Origin of the sequence: Citricoccus parietis, from assembly GCF_042433045.1 — a bacterium.
Taxonomy (GTDB): Bacteria; Actinomycetota; Actinomycetes; order Actinomycetales; family Micrococcaceae; genus Citricoccus; species Citricoccus parietis.
Map to the genome: position 1 here is coordinate 23,763 of NZ_JBHLWH010000011.1, position 20,870 is coordinate 44,632.

11 protein-coding genes are annotated in these 20,870 nt (G+C 70.8%); 6 read left to right on the forward strand and 5 right to left on the reverse strand.

Translation table 11 applies throughout. The features are described 5' to 3' along the window. Window positions 1–9 precede the first annotated feature (9 nt). Both ACFFIO_RS03435 and ACFFIO_RS03440 read left to right on the forward strand, forming a co-directional pair. Window positions 10–3,567: a glycosyltransferase gene (locus tag ACFFIO_RS03435; protein ID WP_378040203.1), complete on the forward strand. Its 3,558-nt coding sequence runs from the start codon at window positions 10–12 to the stop codon at window positions 3,565–3,567. Continuing rightward, window positions 3,564–5,366, forward strand: a complete 1,803-nt coding sequence (locus ACFFIO_RS03440; protein WP_378040204.1) for a DUF5719 family protein — start codon at window positions 3,564–3,566, stop codon at window positions 5,364–5,366. The genes ACFFIO_RS03435 and ACFFIO_RS03440 overlap by 4 nt, the downstream gene beginning before the upstream one ends. A 62-nt stretch (window positions 5,367–5,428) precedes the next feature. Here ACFFIO_RS03440 and ACFFIO_RS03445 read toward each other — a convergent pair whose 3' ends face one another. Then, on the reverse strand, window positions 5,429–5,959 hold the full coding sequence (locus ACFFIO_RS03445; protein ID WP_378040205.1) for a metallopeptidase family protein: 531 nt from the start codon (window positions 5,957–5,959) through the stop codon (window positions 5,429–5,431). A 183-nt stretch (window positions 5,960–6,142) separates the two neighbouring features. On the opposite strand from ACFFIO_RS03445, the gene ACFFIO_RS03450 reads away from it, so the two are divergent. Both ACFFIO_RS03450 and ahcY read left to right on the forward strand, forming a co-directional pair. Next, on the forward strand, window positions 6,143–6,556 hold the full coding sequence (locus ACFFIO_RS03450) for a DUF3499 domain-containing protein (RefSeq protein WP_378040302.1): 414 nt from the start codon (window positions 6,143–6,145) through the stop codon (window positions 6,554–6,556). Between the two features lie 82 nt (window positions 6,557–6,638). Continuing rightward, window positions 6,639–8,192 carry an adenosylhomocysteinase gene (gene ahcY, locus ACFFIO_RS03455; RefSeq protein WP_378040206.1) on the forward strand — a complete coding sequence of 518 codons (1,554 nt, stop codon included), beginning with the start codon at window positions 6,639–6,641 and terminating at the stop codon, window positions 8,190–8,192. Window positions 8,193–8,195: 3 nt separating this feature from the next. On the opposite strand, the gene ACFFIO_RS03460 is transcribed toward ahcY, so the two are convergent. Further along, on the reverse strand, window positions 8,196–8,999 hold the full coding sequence (locus ACFFIO_RS03460; protein WP_378040207.1) for an RDD family protein: 804 nt from the start codon (window positions 8,997–8,999) through the stop codon (window positions 8,196–8,198). 94 nt (window positions 9,000–9,093) lie between these two features. Here ACFFIO_RS03460 and ACFFIO_RS03465 point away from each other — a divergent pair, with 94 nt between their 5' ends. Together ACFFIO_RS03465 and ACFFIO_RS03470 are read left to right on the forward strand one after the other, a co-directional pair. After that, window positions 9,094–10,086, forward strand: coding sequence for a stage II sporulation protein M (locus tag ACFFIO_RS03465; RefSeq protein WP_378040208.1), 993 nt, complete (start codon window positions 9,094–9,096; stop codon window positions 10,084–10,086). A 111-nt stretch (window positions 10,087–10,197) separates the two neighbouring features. Beyond that, window positions 10,198–11,613 carry a TIGR01906 family membrane protein gene (locus ACFFIO_RS03470; protein ID WP_378040209.1) on the forward strand — a complete coding sequence of 472 codons (1,416 nt, stop codon included), beginning with the start codon at window positions 10,198–10,200 and terminating at the stop codon, window positions 11,611–11,613. A 177-nt stretch (window positions 11,614–11,790) separates the two neighbouring features. On the opposite strand, the gene ACFFIO_RS03475 is transcribed toward ACFFIO_RS03470, so the two are convergent. The 3 genes from ACFFIO_RS03475 to ACFFIO_RS03485 all read right to left on the reverse strand — a co-directional run bounded on the left by ACFFIO_RS03475 (window position 11,791) and on the right by ACFFIO_RS03485 (window position 20,869). Further along, window positions 11,791–17,130, reverse strand: a complete 5,340-nt coding sequence (locus ACFFIO_RS03475; RefSeq protein WP_378040210.1) for a lamin tail domain-containing protein — start codon at window positions 17,128–17,130, stop codon at window positions 11,791–11,793. 170 nt (window positions 17,131–17,300) lie between these two features. Continuing rightward, on the reverse strand, window positions 17,301–19,115 hold the full coding sequence (locus ACFFIO_RS03480) for an AMP-dependent synthetase/ligase (protein WP_378040304.1): 1,815 nt from the start codon (window positions 19,113–19,115) through the stop codon (window positions 17,301–17,303). 32 nt (window positions 19,116–19,147) lie between these two features. Continuing rightward, a complete protein-coding gene (locus ACFFIO_RS03485; RefSeq protein ID WP_378040211.1) occupies window positions 19,148–20,869 on the reverse strand; it encodes a dolichyl-phosphate-mannose--protein mannosyltransferase in 1,722 nt (573 codons plus the stop codon). Between the last annotated feature and the right edge of the window lies 1 nt (window position 20,870).

The window sequence follows — 20,870 nt, forward strand, 5'->3', positions numbered from 1 at the left end:
ACCGCCGTCGTGGTCGTCGACCGGCGGCCCGACCTGACCGCAGACGCCGTCCAGGCGGTGCTCGACCAGGACCGGCACCCGGACCGCATCGTCGCGGTCTTCACGGGAAGAGCCGGTGCCAGTACTGAAACCGGCACTGGCCCTGACACCGAGGCCGGTACCGATGTGGAGTCAGGGTCTACGGAGGCTGACCCCCACACCGCTGACAGGGAGGCTGCTGTCACCGAGTCTGCTGGCGCCGCCGGAGGCCTCCGGCAGCACCTCGCCGACCTCGTGGACGACGCCGGCCTCGCCTTCGCAACGTTCGACGGCGCTGCCGAGCTGGACGCCACGGATGGCACGGGCTGGCTGTGGTGGATCCACGACGATTCGCGTCCCGCCCCGGACGCGCTCCAGCGGTTGATGACGGTTGTGGAGACCTCGCCCTCCGTGACCATCGGCGGCTGCAAGCAGGTCGAGCTGGGCCGCCCCCGGCACCTGCTGGACGTGGGCATGACCGTCACCGCCGCCGCCGAGCCCATCAGCCTCGTCGAGCCCGGCGAACTGGACCAGGGCCAGTACAACGCCCGCACGGACACCTTCGCCGTGTCCGCCCCCGGGATGCTCATCCGGCAGGATGTCTGGACCGAGCTGGGCGGGTTCGACCCGTCCGGGCCGCCCACGGCCGACGTCGTGGATCTGTGCTGGCGCAACCGGCTGGCCGGGCATCGCGTGGTCGTGGTCCCCGAGGCGGTCATCGGCCACGCCGGCCGCGGTGAGGGCCTGGACGCCGGTACCTCGGCGCTCCGCGAGGCCTCCCTGTGGCTGCGTCTCAAGCACGCCCGGCCGTGGGCGGTGCCCCTGCTGTGGGTCTGGGGCCTGATCACGGGGCTGGGCGGATTCGCCGCCTCGCTGCTGGCCAAGGAACCCGGCCGCGGCGCCTCCCACCTGGCCGGCACCATGCGGACCCTCGTGCGGATCCTGCCCCTGGCCGCTGCCCGGCGCCAAGCCCGCAACACCCGGCGGACGCCGAGGTCGATCGTGGCCCCGCTCAAGGCCTCCCGCGCCGAGGTGCGCACCTACCGGCGCAGTGTGCTGGACCTCGAATCGCCGGAGGAGATCATCGGCGACGGCACCGGATCCACGATGATCTCCAGCGAGGCGACCGGCGGTCACGACGACTTCGCGGCCTTGGCCACCCCGGCACGCAACTGGGTGGGTACCGGCCTGGTGCTGGCCCTGCTGCTGCTCGGCGGGCTCTCCCTGGTGGGCCTGCGCGACCTGCTGGCCGCCCCGGCCCTGACCGGCGGTTCGCTGTTGCCGCTGTCCGCCTCGGCCGCCGAACTCTGGCACCACGCCACCGGCAGCTGGGCGCCTGCCGGAGTCGGCGCCCCCGTCCAACCCGGCCCCTTCGGACTGGCGCTGACGGTCCTCGGCCTCACCGGCCAGGGGTCCCTGGCGCTGGTGTGGCTGACCATCCTGGCCATGCCCCTGGCGGCCATCGGCGCCTGGATGGCCGCCGGCGCCGTGGCCCGCAGCCGTGGCGTGCGCCTGTTGGCGGCCCTGCTCTGGGGGCTGTCCCCGGCACTGCTGACCGCCGCCGGCGAGGGCCGTCCGGGAGCCCTCCTGGTACACCTCGGCCTGCCCTGGCTGGCCCTGGCCGTCATTCGCGCCACCGGGTCGGCCGCCCTGCGGCGACCTGACCCCGAAGGCGTGACCGAGGACATCCTGGGCGCCCTGCAGCGCCCGGGCCACCGCAGGGTGATCTCCTGGACGGCCTCGGGCTGGACCGCCCTGCTCCTCGCCGCCCTGGGGACCGCTGCACCCCTGTTGCTGCCGTTCCTGGTGGTGGGCGTGCTGGGCCTTGCCGTGCTGATGGGCCAGCGCGGGCGAGCCCTGTGGTGGACGCCCCTGCCGGGCCTGGCCCTGTTCCTCCCCACCGTCCTGACGCATTGGACGGACCTGCGTGCGGTCCTCGGTGATCCCGGGGTGCCGCAGGCCTACGATCCGGCTCCGCTGTGGCAGCAGATCCTCGGCTTCCCGGAGGCCTTCGCCGCGGACTCCGGCCTGCTGGCCCTGCCGTGGCTGGACACGGCCGTGCCGGGCGGGGCCGGGTATCCCTGGGCCCTGGTCGCGGCGCTCGTCATCGGGCTTCCCATCCTGGCAGCCGCCGTGGTGGGCGCCTTCATGACCGGCCGGATCGGCACGCAGGCCCGCATCGGCCTGGGGGCCACGGTGCTGGGACTGGCCGGCGCCGCCGTCGCGCCCCTGATCGCCACCTCGGTGGACGCCAACGGTGACTCGGTCACGGTGTTCACCGGCCCCTTCACCTCCACCGCGCTGCTGGGCGTGCTGATCGCCGCCGTCGCCGGGTTCAACGGGGTCCTCGGCCCGCGCCGGGTCCCCGGGGCGTCGCGTCTGGGGCTGCGTGCCGGCATCGGCCCCGCGCGGCGGACCGCCGTGGTGGTGCTGGCGGTCCTGGCCAGCTGTTCCGTGGCCCTGACCGCGACCCTCTGGGTGGTGCCGCGCACCGTCCCCGGCTCGACCCTGGACCCCGCCGCCGGCGAGGCCCTGGCCTCCCGCACCGCGGACGGCGAGGCCGAGGCGGTGCTGTCCACGCTGGGCACCGGCAGCGTCATCGAGTCCAGCCCCGTCCGGCTGCTCCCGGCCACCGCAGCCGACCAGGGCGCCAGTGCGCTGGCGACCCGGACCGTGGTCCTGGAGCGCCGTGCCGACGAACTACAGGTCAGCCTCGCCAGTGGTGCCGGCCCCGCACTGGACCGGCTCAGCGCAGGGTGGACCGCACGCTCCCTGACCGGTCCCTTGTCCGGCCCGACGGCGGCCGCCCCGGACCGTGCCGACGAACAGTTGCGCAGCCTGGGCGCTCAGCTGGTCTCCGGTGCCAACGCGGACCCGCGGCCCGCCCTCGAGGACTTCGGAGCCGCATTCGTGGTGCTGCGGGACCGGGACGGGGGAGAGCTGGGCACGGCCGCCTCCATCGACGCCGTCCCGGGTCTCGCCCCGGTCGGCCTGACCGACTCGGGCTGGCTGTGGCGCGTGCTTCCCGAGCAGACCGGCGGCATCCCCGTGGCCGGAACCCATGACCTCGAGGACCGGATGGGCTTCTCGACGGCCCGCGCCCGGATCGTCGACGGCACCGGCGAGACCACCCACCTGGTGTCCCGGCCCGGAACCACCGTGGACACCCCCATCCCAGCCGCCGAGGACGCGGCGGAGGGCGGGGACCGCCGGCTGGTCCTGGCCGAACGGGCCGACGCCGGCTGGCACGCCACGCTCGATGGTGAGCCGCTCGACGCTCACACCGATGACCGCACCGGTTGGGCACAGGCTTTCGAACTTCCCGCGGACGGTGGTCAGCTCCGGGTCTGGCACTCCTCCCCGGCTGCGGCCTGGGCCTGGTGGATTCCCGGACTCCTGCTCGTACTCGCCGCCCTGCTGGCCATCCCCTCGCCCACCCGGCGCACGGACGGCCGGCCGCGGGCTGGCGACGCCGGCCTCAGGGACGGAGTCGACGTCGGCACCGGTGACGGCACGGTTGATGACAATGTGCGGACGGAGCAACGATGAGCGGCCAAGACCACGATCGGCAGCCGGACGCCTCCAGCACCCCGGACGGGTCCGGGACGCCGAGCCAGGACTCGCTGCAGGATCCGCCCGCCTCGCGCGGGCAGCTCAAGGGCCAGCGGGCCGCAGCCGCCCGTGACCTCAAGCGTCAGGCCGCCCTCGAGGCGCACCAACGGGGCGTTGTCCGCAGGGCGCCCATGACCGCTGGCCTGGCCGGGGCTGGCGTCGTGGTCCTGGTGGCCGCCGCGGTCACCGCCGGGACGCTCGTACCGCCCGCCACGCCGGAGGTGGACGGCCGGGCAGCGCCCGCCGCGCTGAATGCCGTGCCGGTCCGGTCCGTCTGCGCCGGACCGCCGCGACTGCCTGCCGGTGCCGAGGAGGGGACGGACACGCAGTTCAGCCCCGTCTCCACCTCTGCCGTCTCCCGGGTCACCTCCGTGCTGCTCTCCGATCTGGCCGGTCGTTTCCCCGGCACCTCGATCAGCACCCTGCAGTCGGCCGAGAACGGGGAGTCCGGCGAGGGCGCCGAACCGGTGGACCTGACTGAGTCCCAGCCTGAAGAGGTCCAGCAGGGGGACCCGGCCACGGCCGGTGCTGATGGTGTCCTGGTCCGGGAGTCCGCCGTGGACCACCTGGAGTCCCCGGGGGGCGAAGCGGGCGAGGCCACGGCCGTCACGGTCGAGCCGATCGGCGGACAGGCGATGCCCTCGGACGCCGTGTCCCTGTACTCCGCCACGGACGGCGACCTCGCCGGCACCGACGCCAGCTCCTGCCTGGCCCCGGCCCACGAACACTGGCTCACCGGCATGACCACCACGGTGGGCTCGACCTCGATCCTGGTGCTCTCGAACCCCTCGGCGTCAGCCAGCACCGTGGACCTGACCCTCTACGGGGCCGACGGGCCGGTCGAGGCACCGGGCACCGCCGGCATCGTCCTGGCGCCCGGACAGACCCGGTCGATCGTGCTGGGCGGCATGGCCCCGGACGAGGAGCACCTGGCCGTCCAGGTCCGTGCCCAGGGGGGTGCGGTCGGTGCCACGGCCCAGCAGCACCGGCTCTTCGGCATCACGCCGGGCGGCGTGGAGGTCATCCAACCGACCTCGAACCCGTCCCGGGGGGTGGTCATGCCCGGGCTCGTGGTGCCGAACAGGGCGGTCACCGAGGAGATCGTCGGCCAGGACGGCTATGAGCAGGCCGGCCCGGCCCTCTCGCTCGCGGCGCCGACCAGCGCGGCCACCGCCGAGATCACCGTGAGCGGCCCGGACGGCACCGTGGAACTGCCGGAGGGCGGCCTGGTGGACATCGGTGCCGGTTCCACCGTGCGCTTCCCCCTCGACGGGCTGGACGATGGGGTGTACACCGTCACCGTGAGCGCGGATGCTCCCGTGGCGGCCAGCGCCCGGGGCCTGTCCGGCCAGGCCGGCGAACCGGTCGACTTCTCCAGCGTGTCCGCCGTGGACTCGCTGGGCCTGGAACGGCTGGTGGCCCGGCCCGAGAACACCACGGCGAACCTCGTGCTGTATTCGGCCGACGGCGGGGCCGTGGAGATCACCCCCGTCTCAGAGGACGGCAGCCTGGGGGAGTCCCGGGTGCAGGAACTCGGCCCGGAATCCACCCGGGCGCTCTCCTTCGAGGACCTGGCTGGCGGAGAAGGTGGCGTCCCCAGTGGGGCTCTGCTGGAGACCGTGGAGGGGCAGGTGTACGCCGCTGTGGACGTGCGCGGCGAGCAGGGGATCTCCGCGTACCCGGTGGTGCCGCAGCAGGAACAGGTCTCCGGCGTCCCGGTGCGCGTGGGGTACTGAGCCGGCCACCGGGCGGGCCCGGCGGGTCTCGGCCGGCGCCGGGCACCGGCTGTGCAGGGCGTCTACCAGTGGAAGTCGGGGTCCACGGCCTCGGGCGCCACGCCGGTCAGCTCGGCCCACTGCTCCACGACCGCCCCGTAGACGAGGTCGGGCAGCAGGGACGGAGCCGGGCAGCGGGCCTCGAGTGGGCGCCGGTGGATGGTGATGACGGCCGTGCCCTGGGCATCGCGGCGAGTGGAGCCGGTGGGATCGTCCACCAGTTCCGCGCCCCAGGCCCGCACCAGCTCCAGGCGGTTCTCCAGGTCCTCGGGGACCATGGTCATGCGGAATCGGGCCTGTTCCACGGCGGGGCCGCAGACCTCGGCCAGCCGGGACACCGCGGCGGCCAGGTGGTCGGAGAACGCCTCGTTGCGGCTCCGGGCGCCGGGCAGTCCCGGCGGCATCAGCGGTCCGCGCAGGCCGCGTCCACGGCGGTCCCGGCGGGTTGACCGGGACACGGTTCCTGACGAGCGGGGTGTGCGGGCTTCGCCGGAATCCTGCCCCATGCCCCGCGCCACGCCGTGTTCCACGGCAACGGGTTCGAAGGAAGTCATGACTCGATGCTAGACCCCGCAGGGGTGGGCCGGTACCGGACACCGGGAGGCCGGTGCCGGACACGGAGGTTCTGCGGCGGGACGCCGTCAGACGGGGGCTGAAACGCCGCCGGACACGCGTCCCGGCGGGGCAGTGCACGGCTTCCGGGGCCCAGCGCGGTAGGGTGGTCTGCCGTGGGATCGATGCGACAGTGCTCCAAGACCAGCTGCCAATCTGCGGCTCTGGCAACGCTGACGTACAACTATGCCGATTCCACCGTGGTCCTGGGTCCCATGTCCCGGTTGGCCGAACCCCACACCTATGACCTGTGCGAGAAGCACGCCCGCAGCATGACCGCGCCGAAGGGCTGGGAGCTGCTGCGCATCCAGCCGCCGGAGAGTGCCGAACGCCCCGTTCCGGAGGAGCCGGACGACCTGTTGGCCCTGGCCCACGCGGTCCGTGAGCCGGCGGTCCGCCCTGCTTCCCCGGGTCCCTCGGTCGGTCGCCGCGGCACCACTCCCGACGCCGTCCCCCGCCCGGAGACGACCGGTTCCGTCAACGGTGACGCCCCCGCCCGCCCCGGTCGGCCCACCCTGCGCCTGCTGCGCGATTCCTGACCCCGCCCGGCGAGCCGGGGAACAGCGCCATCCGGGGAAACCTCCGCGCTGGTGGGGACGTGGTCTGCCTTAGGCTGGGTCCATGACTGAGAACCCTGCCGACAGCGCTCCAAGCCCTGCCACCGACCCGGGGTACGCCAACCGCGTCACCGTCCCCGGGGCCACCTTCGACTTCGCCGTCCGGGACCTCTCCCTGGCCGAGGCCGGCCGCCACCAGATCCGCCTGGCCGAGCACGAGATGCCGGGGCTGATGTCCCTGCGCCGTGAGTTCGGCGAGGCCCAGCCCCTCAAGGGTGCCCGGGTCGCCGGCTCCCTGCACATGACGGTGCAGACCGCCGTGCTGATCGAGACGTTGGTGGCCCTCGGCGCCGAGGTTCGCTGGGCGTCCTGCAACATCTTCTCCACCCAGGACGAGGCGGCCGCCGCGATCGTGGTCGGCACCGGAACTCCGGACGAGCCCAACGGTGTCCCGGTCTTCGCCTGGAAGAACGAGACCCTCACCGACTACTGGTGGACCGCCTCCCAGATCCTCCTCTGGCCCGGGGCTGACCAGGACCCGGAGCTGGGCCCGAACATGATCCTCGACGACGGCGGGGATGCCACCATGCTCGTGCACAAGGGCGTGGAGTTCGAGGCCGCCGGCGCCGTGCCGAGCCCCACTGCGGAGGACCCTGAGGAGTACCAGGTCGTCCTCGAGACCTTGCGGGCGTCACTCGCCACGGACGGACAGCGCTTCACGCGGATCGCCCAGGGCATCCGCGGGGTCACCGAGGAGACCACCACCGGCGTGCTCCGCCTCTACCAGCTGGCCGAGACCGGCCAGCTGATGTTCCCGGCCATCAACGTGAACGACTCGGTCACCAAGTCGAAGTTCGACAACAAGTACGGCATCCGCCACTCCCTGCCGGACGGCATCATGCGCGGCACGGACGTGCTGATCGGCGGTAAGACGGCGGTGGTCTGCGGCTACGGTGACGTCGGCAAGGGCGCCGCCGAGGCCTTCCGGGGCCAGGGGGCCCGCGTGGTCGTCACCGAGGTGGACCCGATCAACGCCCTGCAGGCCGCCATGGACGGGTTCCAGGTGGTTCGCCTCGACGAGGTGATCTCTTCCGGAGACATCTTCATCACGACCACGGGCGGCATGGACATCATCATGGCCGAGGACATGGTCCAGATGAAGGACAAGGCGATCGTCGGCAACGTCGGCCACTTCGACAACGAACTGGACATGGCCGGCCTGGCCAGGATCCCCGGTGTCAGCAAGACCGAGATCAAGCCGCAGGTCCATGAGTGGACGTTCGACGCCGGCACCGCGGACGAGCGCTCGATCATCGTGCTCTCGGAAGGCCGCCTGCTGAACCTGGGCAACGCCACCGGCCACCCGTCCTTCGTCATGAGCGCCTCCTTCACCAACCAGGTGATGGCCCAGATGGAGCTCTTCGCCCGCCACGGGTCCATCACTGGCCTGGACTACGAGAAGCAGGTCTACGTGCTGCCGAAGGTTCTGGACGAGAAGGTCGCCCGTCTCCACCTGAACGCCCTCGGCGCCCACCTGACCGAGCTGAGCAAGGGCCAGGCCGAGTACCTCGGTGTGGACGTGGCCGGCCCGTACAAGGCGGACCACTACCGCTACTGACCGTCAGGAGAACGGCAGGGAGTGCAGGCGCTCGGCGGCGGCGTCCGCCCTCTCCTGCTGGCGGCTCAGCATCCGGAAGTCGCGGTTGCGCCGCTCGGCCACCACGGCCAGCAGGAAGTCCTCCATGAGCACCCCGGCCGGCGGGCCCGGTGCCACGAACGGCGCCACCTGCGCTGCCAGGCGGCCTGCGGTCTGGTGACGGACCGCCGGCGGGACGGAGCGGGCGTTGCGCAGGAACTGCGTCACGGAGGCGACCAGGGCGTCCGGGAGGCGGCCGACGTCTGCCACCTCGGCCCACGTCCGCATCGACTCGGGAACGCCGGGCAACGGCGGAGGGACGGCGCGCTGGCGCTCGACGACCACCTGACTGCCGGCGACCATGTCCGCCAGGCGCTTGCCGCGTTCGTTCAGCATGGAGGCGATGAGCGCCACGGAACCGAACGTCATCCACAACTCCATGATCCCGACCAGGACGCGGACCAGACTGTGCCGCAGGCGGATGGAGCCGCCGTCGTCCCGCACCACGCGGGTGCCGAAGACGAGCTTGCCCAGTGAACGGCCCCGGCTGAGGGTCTCGACGGCCAGCGGGACGCCCACGAGCAGGCCGACGACGAGGGCCAGCACTGTGGCCTGGGCCGCGGCCGGGTCCAGTTCCTCGAGGATCGTCTGGGCCAGGACCCAGACCACCGCGAGGAAGAGCAGCACGAGGGCGATGGCGTCGATGAGGGCGCCGGCGGCCCGGACCACGAAGGACGCGGGCCGCAATTGCAGCACCACCGCCTCGCCGGTGACCACCGTCGTGCTCATGAACAACCCCCTGATACGGTCCCGCAGCTGTGCCGGACGGGTCATGCGGCCCGTCGTGTGCCCCGCCCAGCGTAGCGGCCGGTAGCCTGAAGTCGTGGATCTGGACGCCTACACCTCGGTACATCGCCCCACGTGGGAGCGGTTGGACTCGTTGGCGCGCACCCGCCGTCTCGACGCCGGACAGGCCGACGAGCTGCTCGAGCTCTACGGCCGGTCCTCCACCCACCTGTCCGTGGTGCAGGCCCACGACCCGGACGGACCTCAGGCCGCCGGGCTGTCCATGGTGCTGGCCCGGGCCCGCAACCGGATCACGGGGGCGCCCTCCAACGCCTCCGCCGGCTTCTCCCGGTTCTTCCTCGAACAGCTGCCCGCCGCGTTCTACCGGATCCGCTGGCTCACGGTGCTCCTCGGGGCGGCCTTCTGCCTCGTGGCGGTCTGGTTCGGATTCTGGGTGAACGGCGAACCCGAGGTGCTCGCCTCCCTGGGCACCGAGGAGCAGATGCGCGAGTACGCCGAGGAGCAGTTCACCGGCTACTACTCCGAGAACCCGGCCGCGTCCTTCGCCGGGCAGGTGTGGACCAACAACGCCTGGATCGCCGCGCAGGAGGTGGCCTTCGGGATCACCGGCTACTTCGTGCCCTACGTGCTCTTCGTCAATGCGCAGGGCGTCGGGATCTCCGGCGGGGTCATGGCGGCGCACGGTGAGCTGGACACCTTCTTCCTGTACATCCTTCCGCACGGGTTCATGGAGCTCACGGCGATCTTCATCGCCGGCGCCGCAGGGCTGCGGATCTTCTGGGCCTGGGTGGCTCCGGGGCAGCGGACCCGGCTCGATTCGCTGGCCTCGGAGGGCCGCTCGCTGTTCACGGTGGCCGCCGGGCTGGTCCTCGTGCTGGCCGTGTCCGGTGTGGTGGAGGGCTTCGTCACCCCGTCCGGGCTGCCGCATTGGCTGCGCCTGGGCATCGGCCTGCTCGTGCTGGCCGGCTACTGGGCCTACACGCTGATCCTGGGGCGCCGGGCCGTCGCCGCCGGCGCCACCGGGGACCTCGAGGCACACGACGCCGGCGCCCGCCAGCTCACTGCGTGAGCCCGCCTGAGCGCACCGAGGGCGCGCGGGCGTGGCCGAAACCGCCAGGGGCCGCAGCGGCACTAGTCTCGGAAGGAAACGTCTCATCACGCGCGAACAGAAGGCAGGACGATGGCTGGCAAGGACAGGTCACAGGACGGCACGAACGCCTCCTCCGGCATGAACGGGGACCGGGACGGGCGTGCAGCGGAGCAGGCAGACGCCCCCGAGTTCGAGAGCGGTCTGGACTACGCGGCGTTCATGGAGGACGACGAAGAGGACACCTCTGATCGGACCACCGAGGCGAACCCCGCCTCCGCACCGGTGACCTCGGACGCCCTGGACTCCGACGACGGCGGCTCACACCGTGCGGACCCGGGGACCCAGCCGACCGAGGCCATCGACCGCGCCGAACACCGTGCGGATCCGGGAACCCAGTCGACACAGTCCATCGACCGGGCCGAGCTCGATGCATGGGCCGCCGGCGATTCCGCGGCGCGGGACCGCCCGGCCGCCCGGGCGCGCGGCGAAAGGAACGGACTCCCGCCGGAGACCGTGACCGCCACGGCGACACCGGAGCCCGATCCCGAGTCCGGCCGCGCCGGAACGGGCACCCTGTGGGACGACGGCGCCGTGGCCGGCTCGACCGCCGCCGGCGCAGGCGCGGCCGCCGGGATGTCCGGCACGGCCCCGCAGACCGCCCAGGCCGACTACCGGGGCTTCGCCAGCGGCGCACCCGCAACGGACGCCGAGGACCGGCGTCGGGACCTACGTGGTGCCGAGGCGCGTGCCGCGGCCCGGGACGAGGCGCTGGAAGGCCCCTCGACCGCACCCAAGGTGCTGCAGGTGCTGTTGGCGATCTTCTTCCCGATCGTCGTGCTGATCGCCGCCGTCCGCGCCGTGGCCTCCCCACTCTTCCTGTGGATCGAGTACCACCGTCCCGGCTTCCCGGCCGACGAGCTGGGCTTCACCACCGAGGACCGGCTGACCTACGGCTCCGCCGGCATGGACTTCCTCTTCAACGCCGCACCGCCCCGGTACCTGTCCGACCTGACACACCAGGGCAACCAGCTGTTCACGGACACCGAGGTATCCCACATGGCGGACGTCAAGCTCGTCATGCTCATCAGCATGGCCGTCGGCGCCGTCCTGGGACTGCTGTGCATCATCTTCATGATCGTGCTCGCCCGCACCGCCAAGGGTGGCATCCGCCGCTCGCTGTTCGCCGGATCCGTCTGGATGCTCGTGGTCCTGATCGCCCTGGCCGTGCTGGCCGTGCTCGGCTGGGAGCAGTTCTTCGCGACCTTCCACAGCCTGTTCTTCGCGGACGGCACCTGGACCTTCCAGGCCACGGACGCCCTGATCCGGCTCTACCCGAACCAGTTCTGGATGGACGCCGGGATCGGCATCGCCGCCCTGGTGCTGGTGACCCTCATCGTGACCCTGATCTGCACGTGGCCCACCCGCCGCCGCCGGCACGAGTCCCGCCTGGCGCAGATGGACCTGATCCAGCGCCGCAACGACTGGTACGACGCCCAGGAGGCCTGAGCCGCCCCGGGACTGGACCGAAGCCAGGACGGGACAGCACACCAGGACAGGACAGCAGGGCCCCGGGAACCACCACCATGTGGTGGTTCCCGGGTCTTTGTCATGCTGGCGTGCGGCCTTTGACCATCCCGGCTGTCCCGGTGAGGGCGGCCGGGATGGTCTCAGTCCGGCGTGCCGTCAGATGTTGCGGCTCCGGGACTGGCGGATGACCAGCACCGTGCCCAGGCCCAGGGCCAGCAGGCCACCACCGAGCAGCCAGACCAGTCCGCCCGAGACACCGGTGCTGGCCAGTGTGGCCTCTCCGCGGTCCGGGGTGCCGGTACCGCGCCGGTCGTCGGAAGCGCCGGTGTCCACCTCGTCGACGACGCCGGTCTCGCCATTGCCGCCGTGACCATCGTTGCTGCCGGTGTCCTGACCGGTTTCGCGGCCGGGTGCGACGTCCCCGCCAGCGGTGCCCTCGTTGCCGGAGCCCGGGGTCGGTTCCGAATCGCCGCCGGTACCCCCGTCCTCATCACCGGGGTTCTCGCTCCCGTCGCCCGGGACCTCGGTGCCCGGGTCCTCACCCTCGGCTAAGAAGGTCATGACCGGGGACGTCTCGGTTCCGCCGAACTCGTCGGTGACCCGGACGAACCACGAGTGTTCTCCGGCGTCACGGTCCGTCCAGACCGTCTCAGCGGTGCCCGGCGTGACCACGTCCTCATCGGTGCCGATCTCATGATCGGTGAGGATCTCGGCGGAGAAGGCGTCCGTGGACAGCACCCGCGAGCTCGGCTCGATGCCCAGCTGTTCGTAGGACAACTCGAACTCCTGATCGGCATAGATGTCCTCGCCCTCGGCGAGCAGCGAGGCTTCGTCCGAGTTGTAGCGTTCCAGTGACGGCGAATAGGTGCGCACCATCATGCGCTCGCCCTCGTTGTCGAAGTGCAGCATGCGCAGGTAGCCCTGGCCGCCCTCAGGCAGGCCCTGGTAGTCGAACAGCATCGAGGTGACCGTGCGGTCGGGGGTGCCGTCGCCGTCGTCGTCGAAGTCGTCCGTGCGCGTGAACGCGTCGTGGTAGTGGCCCGACATGATCATCTGCACGTTCGGGTTGGTCGCGGCGACCTCGTCGAGGATCCGCTGCGGGATCGGGCCCAGGCCGCCGGTGGTGAGCATGAACTCGTGCAGGTTGAGGATGCCCACCCGGTCCGGGTGGGCCGCGAGGACCTCGTTCATCCATTCGATCTCCGCGTCACCCGGATCCCAGCCCATGGCGACCACGATGAAGTCGACGCCGCCGGCGGAGAACAGCTGGTAGCTGCCGCGGTTGTCCTCGTAGGAGCCGCCGTACCAGGGCTTGTCCGCGTAGCGGTCCTCACCGAAGTAGGAGCTGAACGTCGAGTAGTCGACCTGGTTGTCCAGCACCACGTCATGGTTGCCGGCCAGGATCGAGTACGGCAGGCCCGCCTCGTCCAGCCGCGCGTACTCGGGATCGGCGTTCTGCCACTGGTAGAGCTTGTCCATCTCGTCGATGACGTCTCCGGTGTGGAACATGAACTGGATGTTCTTGTTCTCGCGCTCGGCCAGGAGGTAGTCGTGGATGGCGACCTGGTGGTCGTAGAACTCCTCGTTGTAGTACTGGGTATCGGACTCCCAGGCCAGGGTGAAGTCGTACTCCGAACGGTCGACGTCGTCCGGGTGGGCGTTCTCCACCGTGGACTCACGGGTGGTGAAGTCCTGGCCGGCGAATCCGTCGGAGTGCTGCACGAGCACCGTGACCGTGCCGTCGGTGGCGTAGGCCTCGGCGTCCACCGCGCCCGCCAAGGTGAAGGACTCCTGCCCGGCCTCAGTGGTCGCGGCGCGGGTGACCCCCGCCGCCACGCGGTTGAAGAGGCCGGATGGCTGTTCTCCGGTGATGTGCCGGTCGACCTCGTCCCAGCCGGAGCCATCGGCGCGCAGGGCGTAGAGGGCCACCTGGGCGTCTTCTTCCGCCGAGCCGTCCCACTGCAGCCGTACCTCGGATCCGTCCACGGAATCAGCCGGGACGTCCACCTCGAACATCTGATACGGGAACTGCGAGGAGGACTCCACGGCGGAGGAGACCCCGTCCAGGGTGGACATCGCCTCGACGTCCTCCGCGGTCAGGACCGTGGCCTCCTGGCGCTCGGTGCTGGCGGCATCGATGACGGTGCCGGAGGAGGCGCGGACGCCAGCGGAGTCCAGATCGGGACGCAATCCCTCATAGAACGCGGCGTCCACCGTGTCGGAGCTGGGGTCGTCCACGTCCGCGGACAGGGTCACGTCGCCGGCCTCGACGGTGGCACCGTCCGCGGGGGAGTAGCCGTCCGAGGTGGGATTCTCGTCCGGGGTCGTGAAGGTGACCGACTCAGTGCTGGTGTTGCCCAGCTCGTCGACCGCGGAGACCTCGATCGTGTGCTCCCCGGCGGGCAGGTCCACGGACGAGGTCTCATACGGCAGCTCGATCTCCTCACCGTTCAGGGTGACCGCCGATGAGGCGATTCCGGCCCCGGCATCGGTGATGTCGGTGTCAACGGTGATCGGGCCGCGGGCGGGTTCGCCGGCCTGCACCCCGGACACGGAGATCTCAGGACCGGTGTTGTCCACCTGCACGGTGCGGGACACGGACTCACCGCCGTCCCCGAGGGAGGCGCTCACCGTGTGCTCGCCATCGGTTGCCGCGGTGGTGTCCCACTGGTGCGCAGAGCCGGTGAAGGCATCGTCCGGCAGGTCGAACGCGGCGTCGTAGAACTCGAGCTTCCCGGCGCTGTCGCCCATGTTCATCCAGGACTGCGGGTCCTCGAGCCCGCGCGGGGTGAGGGTGCGGCCGTCGGGCAGGATCAACCGCGGGTTGCGGATCTGGAAGTCATCGTTGTTCTCGCCCGGGTCGATCTCCGGGGCCGCCTTGGTCCCCGCATAAACGGACGCGGTCAGCGTGTTGTCGTCCGTGATGTGGTGGAGCGGAACCGGGACCGAGACGGTCTCGGTGCGCTCGTAGGTGCCCTCATCGAAGATGTGCAGCTCTTCGCCACCGGCCAACACCCCATTGCGGAAGTAGTTGTCCGTCTGCGTGGTCTCGAAGGCGAACACCGGTTCAGCTTCCAGGGAGGCCGTCGTCTCGACCGGCGTGCCGTCGATCATGAGTCCGACCGGATTCTCCACGGAGTCAGCGGCGCCGATCAGCGCGGCAGTGCCCGCCAGGAACTGGCCATCCTCGAGGTTGAGCCGTACGGGGGCGGTGTCGGCGCCCTCCACGGACACCCGCTGGGTGTCGGAGGTGATCTCCTGGGTCCCGTCCGAGACCGTGAAGGAGTATTCGAACCAGCGCTTGCCGGTGAGGTCGGCCTGCGGCAGGCCGTAGGAATAGAGGTCTTGCTGGTCGGCCCCCTGGCCCGCCTGCAGACTGAACTGCTGGGGAGCATCGTCGGCATTGGAGCGCAGGTTCAGGGTGACGGTGCGGACCAGCACGTCGTCGGTGATCCGTGCGGAGAAGCCGAACGGCTCTGCCGGGTCGATGGCCCCGCCGGTCGTGTCCTCCACCACCGGCTCGGCGGTATCGGCGGGCAGGCTCACGGGGCTACCGGGCAGCTGCGCTCGGTGCAGTGAGCCGGGGGTCGGATCAGCGGATCCCCACAGCTGCTGGACCTCCAGGTCCTCCGGGTCCACACCGAAGTGGAGGCCCTGGTCAGTGGCGACATCGCGCACACCGTCCATGTTGTAGAAGCCGCGGTTGACGGGGAACCCGGTGTTGGTCTGGATCTGCATGCCGCGCGCCGATCCATTGGCCATGCCACCGGTATGGACCTCCACCAGCGACTGGCCGAGCACCAACTCCGTACCGTGGAACGCATTGAAGTCCTCAACGGTCAGGTCGCCGTTCGAGCCGTTCTTGATCCAGTAGACCAGGGTCTCGCCGGGCTGCAACAGCACGTCCGAGGGCTGGGCAGCCCATACCGCGTCGCTGCCGGTGTCCGGATAGAGGTAATTGAGCGTGTAGTCGGACAGGTCGATGGCCTGGTCCGAGGTGTTGGCGACCTCGACGAACTCGTACCCGTCGGCATTGCCCACGTTGGTCGAGTCCACCACGAGCTCGGTGATCACCAGCGGAGCCGCGGTCTGGGATGGGGTCCGGTCTGCGAAGGGGTCCTCTGGTTCCGGCTGTTCGACCGGCGAGGTGCTCAGCTGTTCCTCGCGGACCTGGCCAGGGGTGGGCTCAGCCTGCGGGGCGAGCAGGGACAGTGAGGGCTGGCCGCCCACCGTCGGCAGTGCGAACTCGATACCGAGCTGGACGCCGGCCGAGCCGGACGGGTAGTGCGACCATGAGCTGATCTCGTCGTTCTCGAGTACCCGGATGCCACGGTCGCCGCCGTTGGCCATGCCGTCCTGACCGGTGACGCGCACGATGGGGGTGGTGTCATCCGCCGCAATGCCGTGGAACTCGCGGAACTCCGCCACGGTGTGGTCGAAGGAGCTGAAGTCCGCGGTCTCGTAGCTCAGCCACAGGACGGCGGTCTCACCGGCATCCAGGGTGAGGTCTTCGACGAGGTCCAGAGGGACGTCGCTGGATCGGTCATCCGAGTCGACGTAGCTGTAGGCGAAGGAGAAGCCCTGCCCGCCCAGGTCGATGGCCTGGTCAGTGGTGTTGTGGATCTCGAAGTACTCGAAGCGGTCGGTGCCCGTGGTGTTCGGCAGGATCTCGGTCACGATGACCGGCGGCACCACGTCGGTTCCCGGCCCCTCGGTCTCGTCTCCGGGCTGTTCGGGTTCCTCTCCCGGAGCTCCGAGTCGCGTCTGGTCCTCGGTGACCTCGCCCGGGGTGGGCGTGGCCTGGGTCTCCACCACGGTGCGCGAGGGCTGACCCTCGGCCGTGGTGCGCCCGAAGTGGATCCCCTTCTGGGCGGCGGCCGAGCCGGAAGGGTAGTGGGACCAGCCGTCGACCTGTCCGTCCTTGAGCACGCGGATGCCGCGATCACCGCCGTTGGCCATGCCGTTCTGGCCGGTGACGCGAACCACGCGCGCGGAGTTGGCGTCCGCCATGCCGTAGAACTCACGGAACTCGTCCACGGTGTGGGCGAAGGAATCGAGGTCATCGGCCGTGTAGCTCAACCACATCACGACGGTCTCACCCGGCTGCAGGACCACGTCACCTTCATCTTCGGCGATGGCCAGCGGAACGTCGCGGGAGGTGTCGGCGGAATCGACGTACGAGTAGCTGAAGCCATAGCCCGCGGAGGCCAGGTCAATGGCCTCCTCTGTCGGGTTGTGCAATTCGAAGAACTCGAAGGCGTCGGCACCGGTGGTGTTGGGCACGATCTCGGTGACCAGCAGACCGGACGTCGGATCCGCGTCGGTGACGGCGGCGGTGTTGCCGGTGGACGTCGCACCGGACGCGGTGGTCTGCGCCTGGGGGACTGCCGACGGCAGCGGTGCGGCACTGGCGGCCGAGACCGCCAGTGGAGAGAGCGCGACGAGGCAGGCCGCACTGAGTGCGGTCATCCGGGCGCGTAAGGGCTGAGCGGGCATGGGGACTCTTCCATGAGGGGTACGGGATGACGGTCCGGGGGCCCGCTGTCAATGACAGGGGTGCCTACGAACCTCATGGACCGTACGGCGCACAGAGAAACGCCAGGTGACCAGTGTGTTCGGCGTTCGTTCGCCTCCAGGTCACCGGAGGTCTGCCGAAGGGTGCGCCCCTACGCCCGGTACAGCTCCTCGATGGCGTCCGCGTAGTCGGTGATGACCACGTTGCGCTGCAGCTTCAGGGACGGGGTGAGGTGGCCGGACTCCTCGGTCAGCTCGGTGTCCAGGATGGTGAACTTCCGGATGGACTCCGCCTGGGAGACCGCTTCATTGGCCAGGTCCACGGCCTTCTGCACCTCGGCCCGCAGCCCCTCGTGGGTGCTGGCCTCGGCCAGGGAGAGGGGTGAAAGGCCCTGGGCCTTGGCCCACTGGGCCAGCCCGTCCGCGTCCAGGGTGACGAGGGCGCCCACGAAGGGACGGCCGTCACCCACCACGACCACCTGGGAGACCACACCGGCGGAGCGGATGGTCTCCTCGAGTGGTGTCGGGTAGACGTTCTTGCCGCCGGCGGTGACGATGATCTCCTTCTTGCGGCCGGTGACATAGAGGTAGCCGTCCGCGTCCAGGCGGCCGATGTCCCCGGTCCGGAAGAAGCCGTCCTCATCCAGCGCCGCGACGGAAGCCTCAGGCTGACCGTGATAGCCGTCGAAGACGATGGCGCCCCGGATGAGGATCTCCTGATCCTCGGCGATGCGGATCGTGGTCCCCGGCACCGGCAGTCCCACGGAGCCGATGCGCGTGTGGCCGGGGATGTTGAGGGTGGCGGGAGCGGTGGTCTCGGTCAGGCCGTACCCTTCCTGCATCCCCAGTCCGGCGCCGCGGAAGAAGTGGGCCAGCTCGGGGTTCAGGGCGCTGGCCCCGGAAACGGTGTACTTCGCCGAGCCGCCGAGGATCCGGCGGATCTTCGGGTAGACCAGCTTGTCGAACAGTGCGTGCCGGGCCCGTAGCGGGGCACCGGGCCCGTTGCCCTCACCCCGGGCCTCGGCGTCCTGGGCCTCCGAGTACTCGATCGCGGTGGCGCGGGCGGCCGCGAAGATCTTCGCGGTGCCGCCCTCGTGCGCGGCGGCGGCAGCGCCGGCGTCGAGCTTCTCGAACACACGCGGCACGGCCAGCAGCCACGTGGGGTGGAAGGAGGAGAGGTCCGTGGTCAGGGTCTTCAAGTCCGAGGCGTGGGCGATCTGGATCCCGCCGACCAGGCAGATGTACTGCACGGCATGGGCCAGCACGTGCGCCAGCGGCAGGAACATCAGGGTGCGTTGCTCGCAGCCGCCCACGATCCCCTGGGCGAAGGGCAGGATGTTGGCGGCACCCACGGCGAAGTTCGCGTGCGTGATCCGGGCGCCCTTGGGCTTGCCGGTGGTGCCGGAGGTGTAGACGAGGGAGGCGACGTCGGCCAGGCAGTTGGCGGACCGGGCCGCCTCGAGCGCCTCGTCCGTCACGCCCCGGCCCGCGCGGTCCAACTCGGCCAGCCCGGTGGCATCCAGCGGGACCACGGAGACCTCGAAACCACCCTGCTGGGCGGCACGTTCCACGGCGGTGCGGTGCCGAGCGGCGGCGGTGAAGACCAGCCGGGCGCCGGAGTCCGCGAGGATGTGCTCCACCTGCATCGGTGAGGACGTCTCGTAGACGGGGACGGACACCGCACCGGCGAACCAGATGGCCTGGTCGATCACGGCCCACTCATAGGAGGTGGGTGCCATGATGCCCACCATGGATCTCGGCTCCACGCCGAGGGCGATCAGGCCCTTGGCGGCGGCCCTCACCTGGTCGAGGAAGGAGGCGTAGGAGACGTCCAGCCACCCGCCGGCCCCATTGCGCACGGCGTAGGCCGGGGCGTGGGGTCGTTCGGCCGCCACGGCCAGGAACCGGTCCGTCACGTTGGTCTGGGCGGGGAGGTCGGCGACCTGGTCCGTCTGGGCTTCCTGCATCATGGGACTCAGCCTATCCGTTGAGGTCGGACTCAGATCCAGCTGCTCATCCACATCCGCAGCCGCCACTGCTCATAGGGGATCATCTCGCCGGTCCAGACCGGCATGAAGAAGGCGCTGGCGGCCACGGCCACCGCCACGAACGCCAGGACCAGCACCGTGTTCCGGCGGCGGTTGGCGGGGCCGCCGAAGCGCATCAGGGCCCCGAGGCACAGGGTGAGCGCGAGGATGAGGAAGGGCGTGTAGGCGATCGTGTAGAAGAAGAACATGGTCCGCTCCGGCCAGAGGAACCAGACGAGCTGGCCGGCCGCGTAGACCCCGAGGAAGGCCCCGGCCCGCCAGTCGCGGCGGCCCAGCCACAGGAACACCAGGGCCAGCACGGCCAGGGTTCCCGCCCACCAGATGACGGGGTTCGCCAGATCGGTGATGGCAGCGGAACAGGTGTCCACCGGGCAGCCGTTCGCGCCGTCGTCGTAGCCCTCGTAGTAGAAGGAGGTGGGGCGGCCCATGAACGGCCACGTCCACGGGTTCGAGGCGTAGTCGTGGCCGGAGGACAGACCCCCGTGGAACTGGGTGGACTGCCGGTGGTAGTCGCCCAGCGAGCGCAGCGGGCCGGGCACGAGATGCTCCCACCAGGACTGCGGGGGATGGGTGGTGTGCCACTGCCGGTTGTAGCCGTTGCCGGTGACGAGCCAGCCGGTCCAGGTGGCCAGGTAGGTCGCCGCGCCCACGCCGACGACGGCGACGAACGCGTAGAGCCCGTCATGCGTGACGCCGGCGCGGACCCAGTGCCGGATGCCCGCCACGCGCCGGGCGTTCATGTCCCACAGCACGGTCATCAGCCCGAAGACGGCCATGAAGGCCAGCCCGGAGAGCTTCACCCCGCAGGCCGCACCCAGGAGGATCCCGGCCACCAGGCGCCACGGGCGCCATCCCAGCCACGGCCCGTACCTCAGCAGGGACGACGGCGGCGCCCCACCATGGCGTGCGGCCGCGGCCGCGAGCCGCTCGGCCAGACGGCGCCTGCCGTCCGCGCGGTCCAGCAGCAGCGCGCCGAAGGCGGCCAGGACGAAGAAGGAGAGGAAGATGTCCAGCAGCCCGGTGCGGGACATCACGAGATGGTGTCCCTCCACGGCCAGTAGCAGGCCGGCGATGCCGCCGAGGAAGACCGAGCGGAAGAGCCGTTGGGCGATCAGGGCGGTGAGCAGCACGGACAGGGTGCCGGCCACAGCCGCGGAGAACCGCCAGCCGGTGCCGTTGTCCGCACCGAACACGGCCATGCCGAGGGCGATCAGCCACTTGCCCAGCGGGGGGTGCACCACGTACTCGGGAGTGTTCTCCGGTTGCGGGTTTCCGGCCGCGAACTGCTCGTTGTGGTCCTCCGGCCAGTTCATCTCCACGCCGGACTGCAGCAGGGTGAAGGCGTCCTTGACGTAGTAGGTCTCGTCGAAGATCAGCTGGTGCGGGTGGTCCAACCGGATCAGGCGCAGGACGCCGGCCAGAACGGTGACGGCCAGCGGGACGATCCAGCCCCAGCGGCCCGGATGGAAGCGCTCGCCGAGCAGCCGAAGACGCAGGGCTGCATCCGTGTAGGCGGCTGCGGGGGTGCTCAACCACCGGGGTGCGGATGTGGCGGGAGCCGGAGATGCCGACTGCACCGGCCGTACCGACTGCGCTGTGGGGGTGGACTGAGGCACCCTGCCATCGTACGTGCAGGCGGGAGCAGGATCAGGTGGGCTGGCGCGGACGCACATC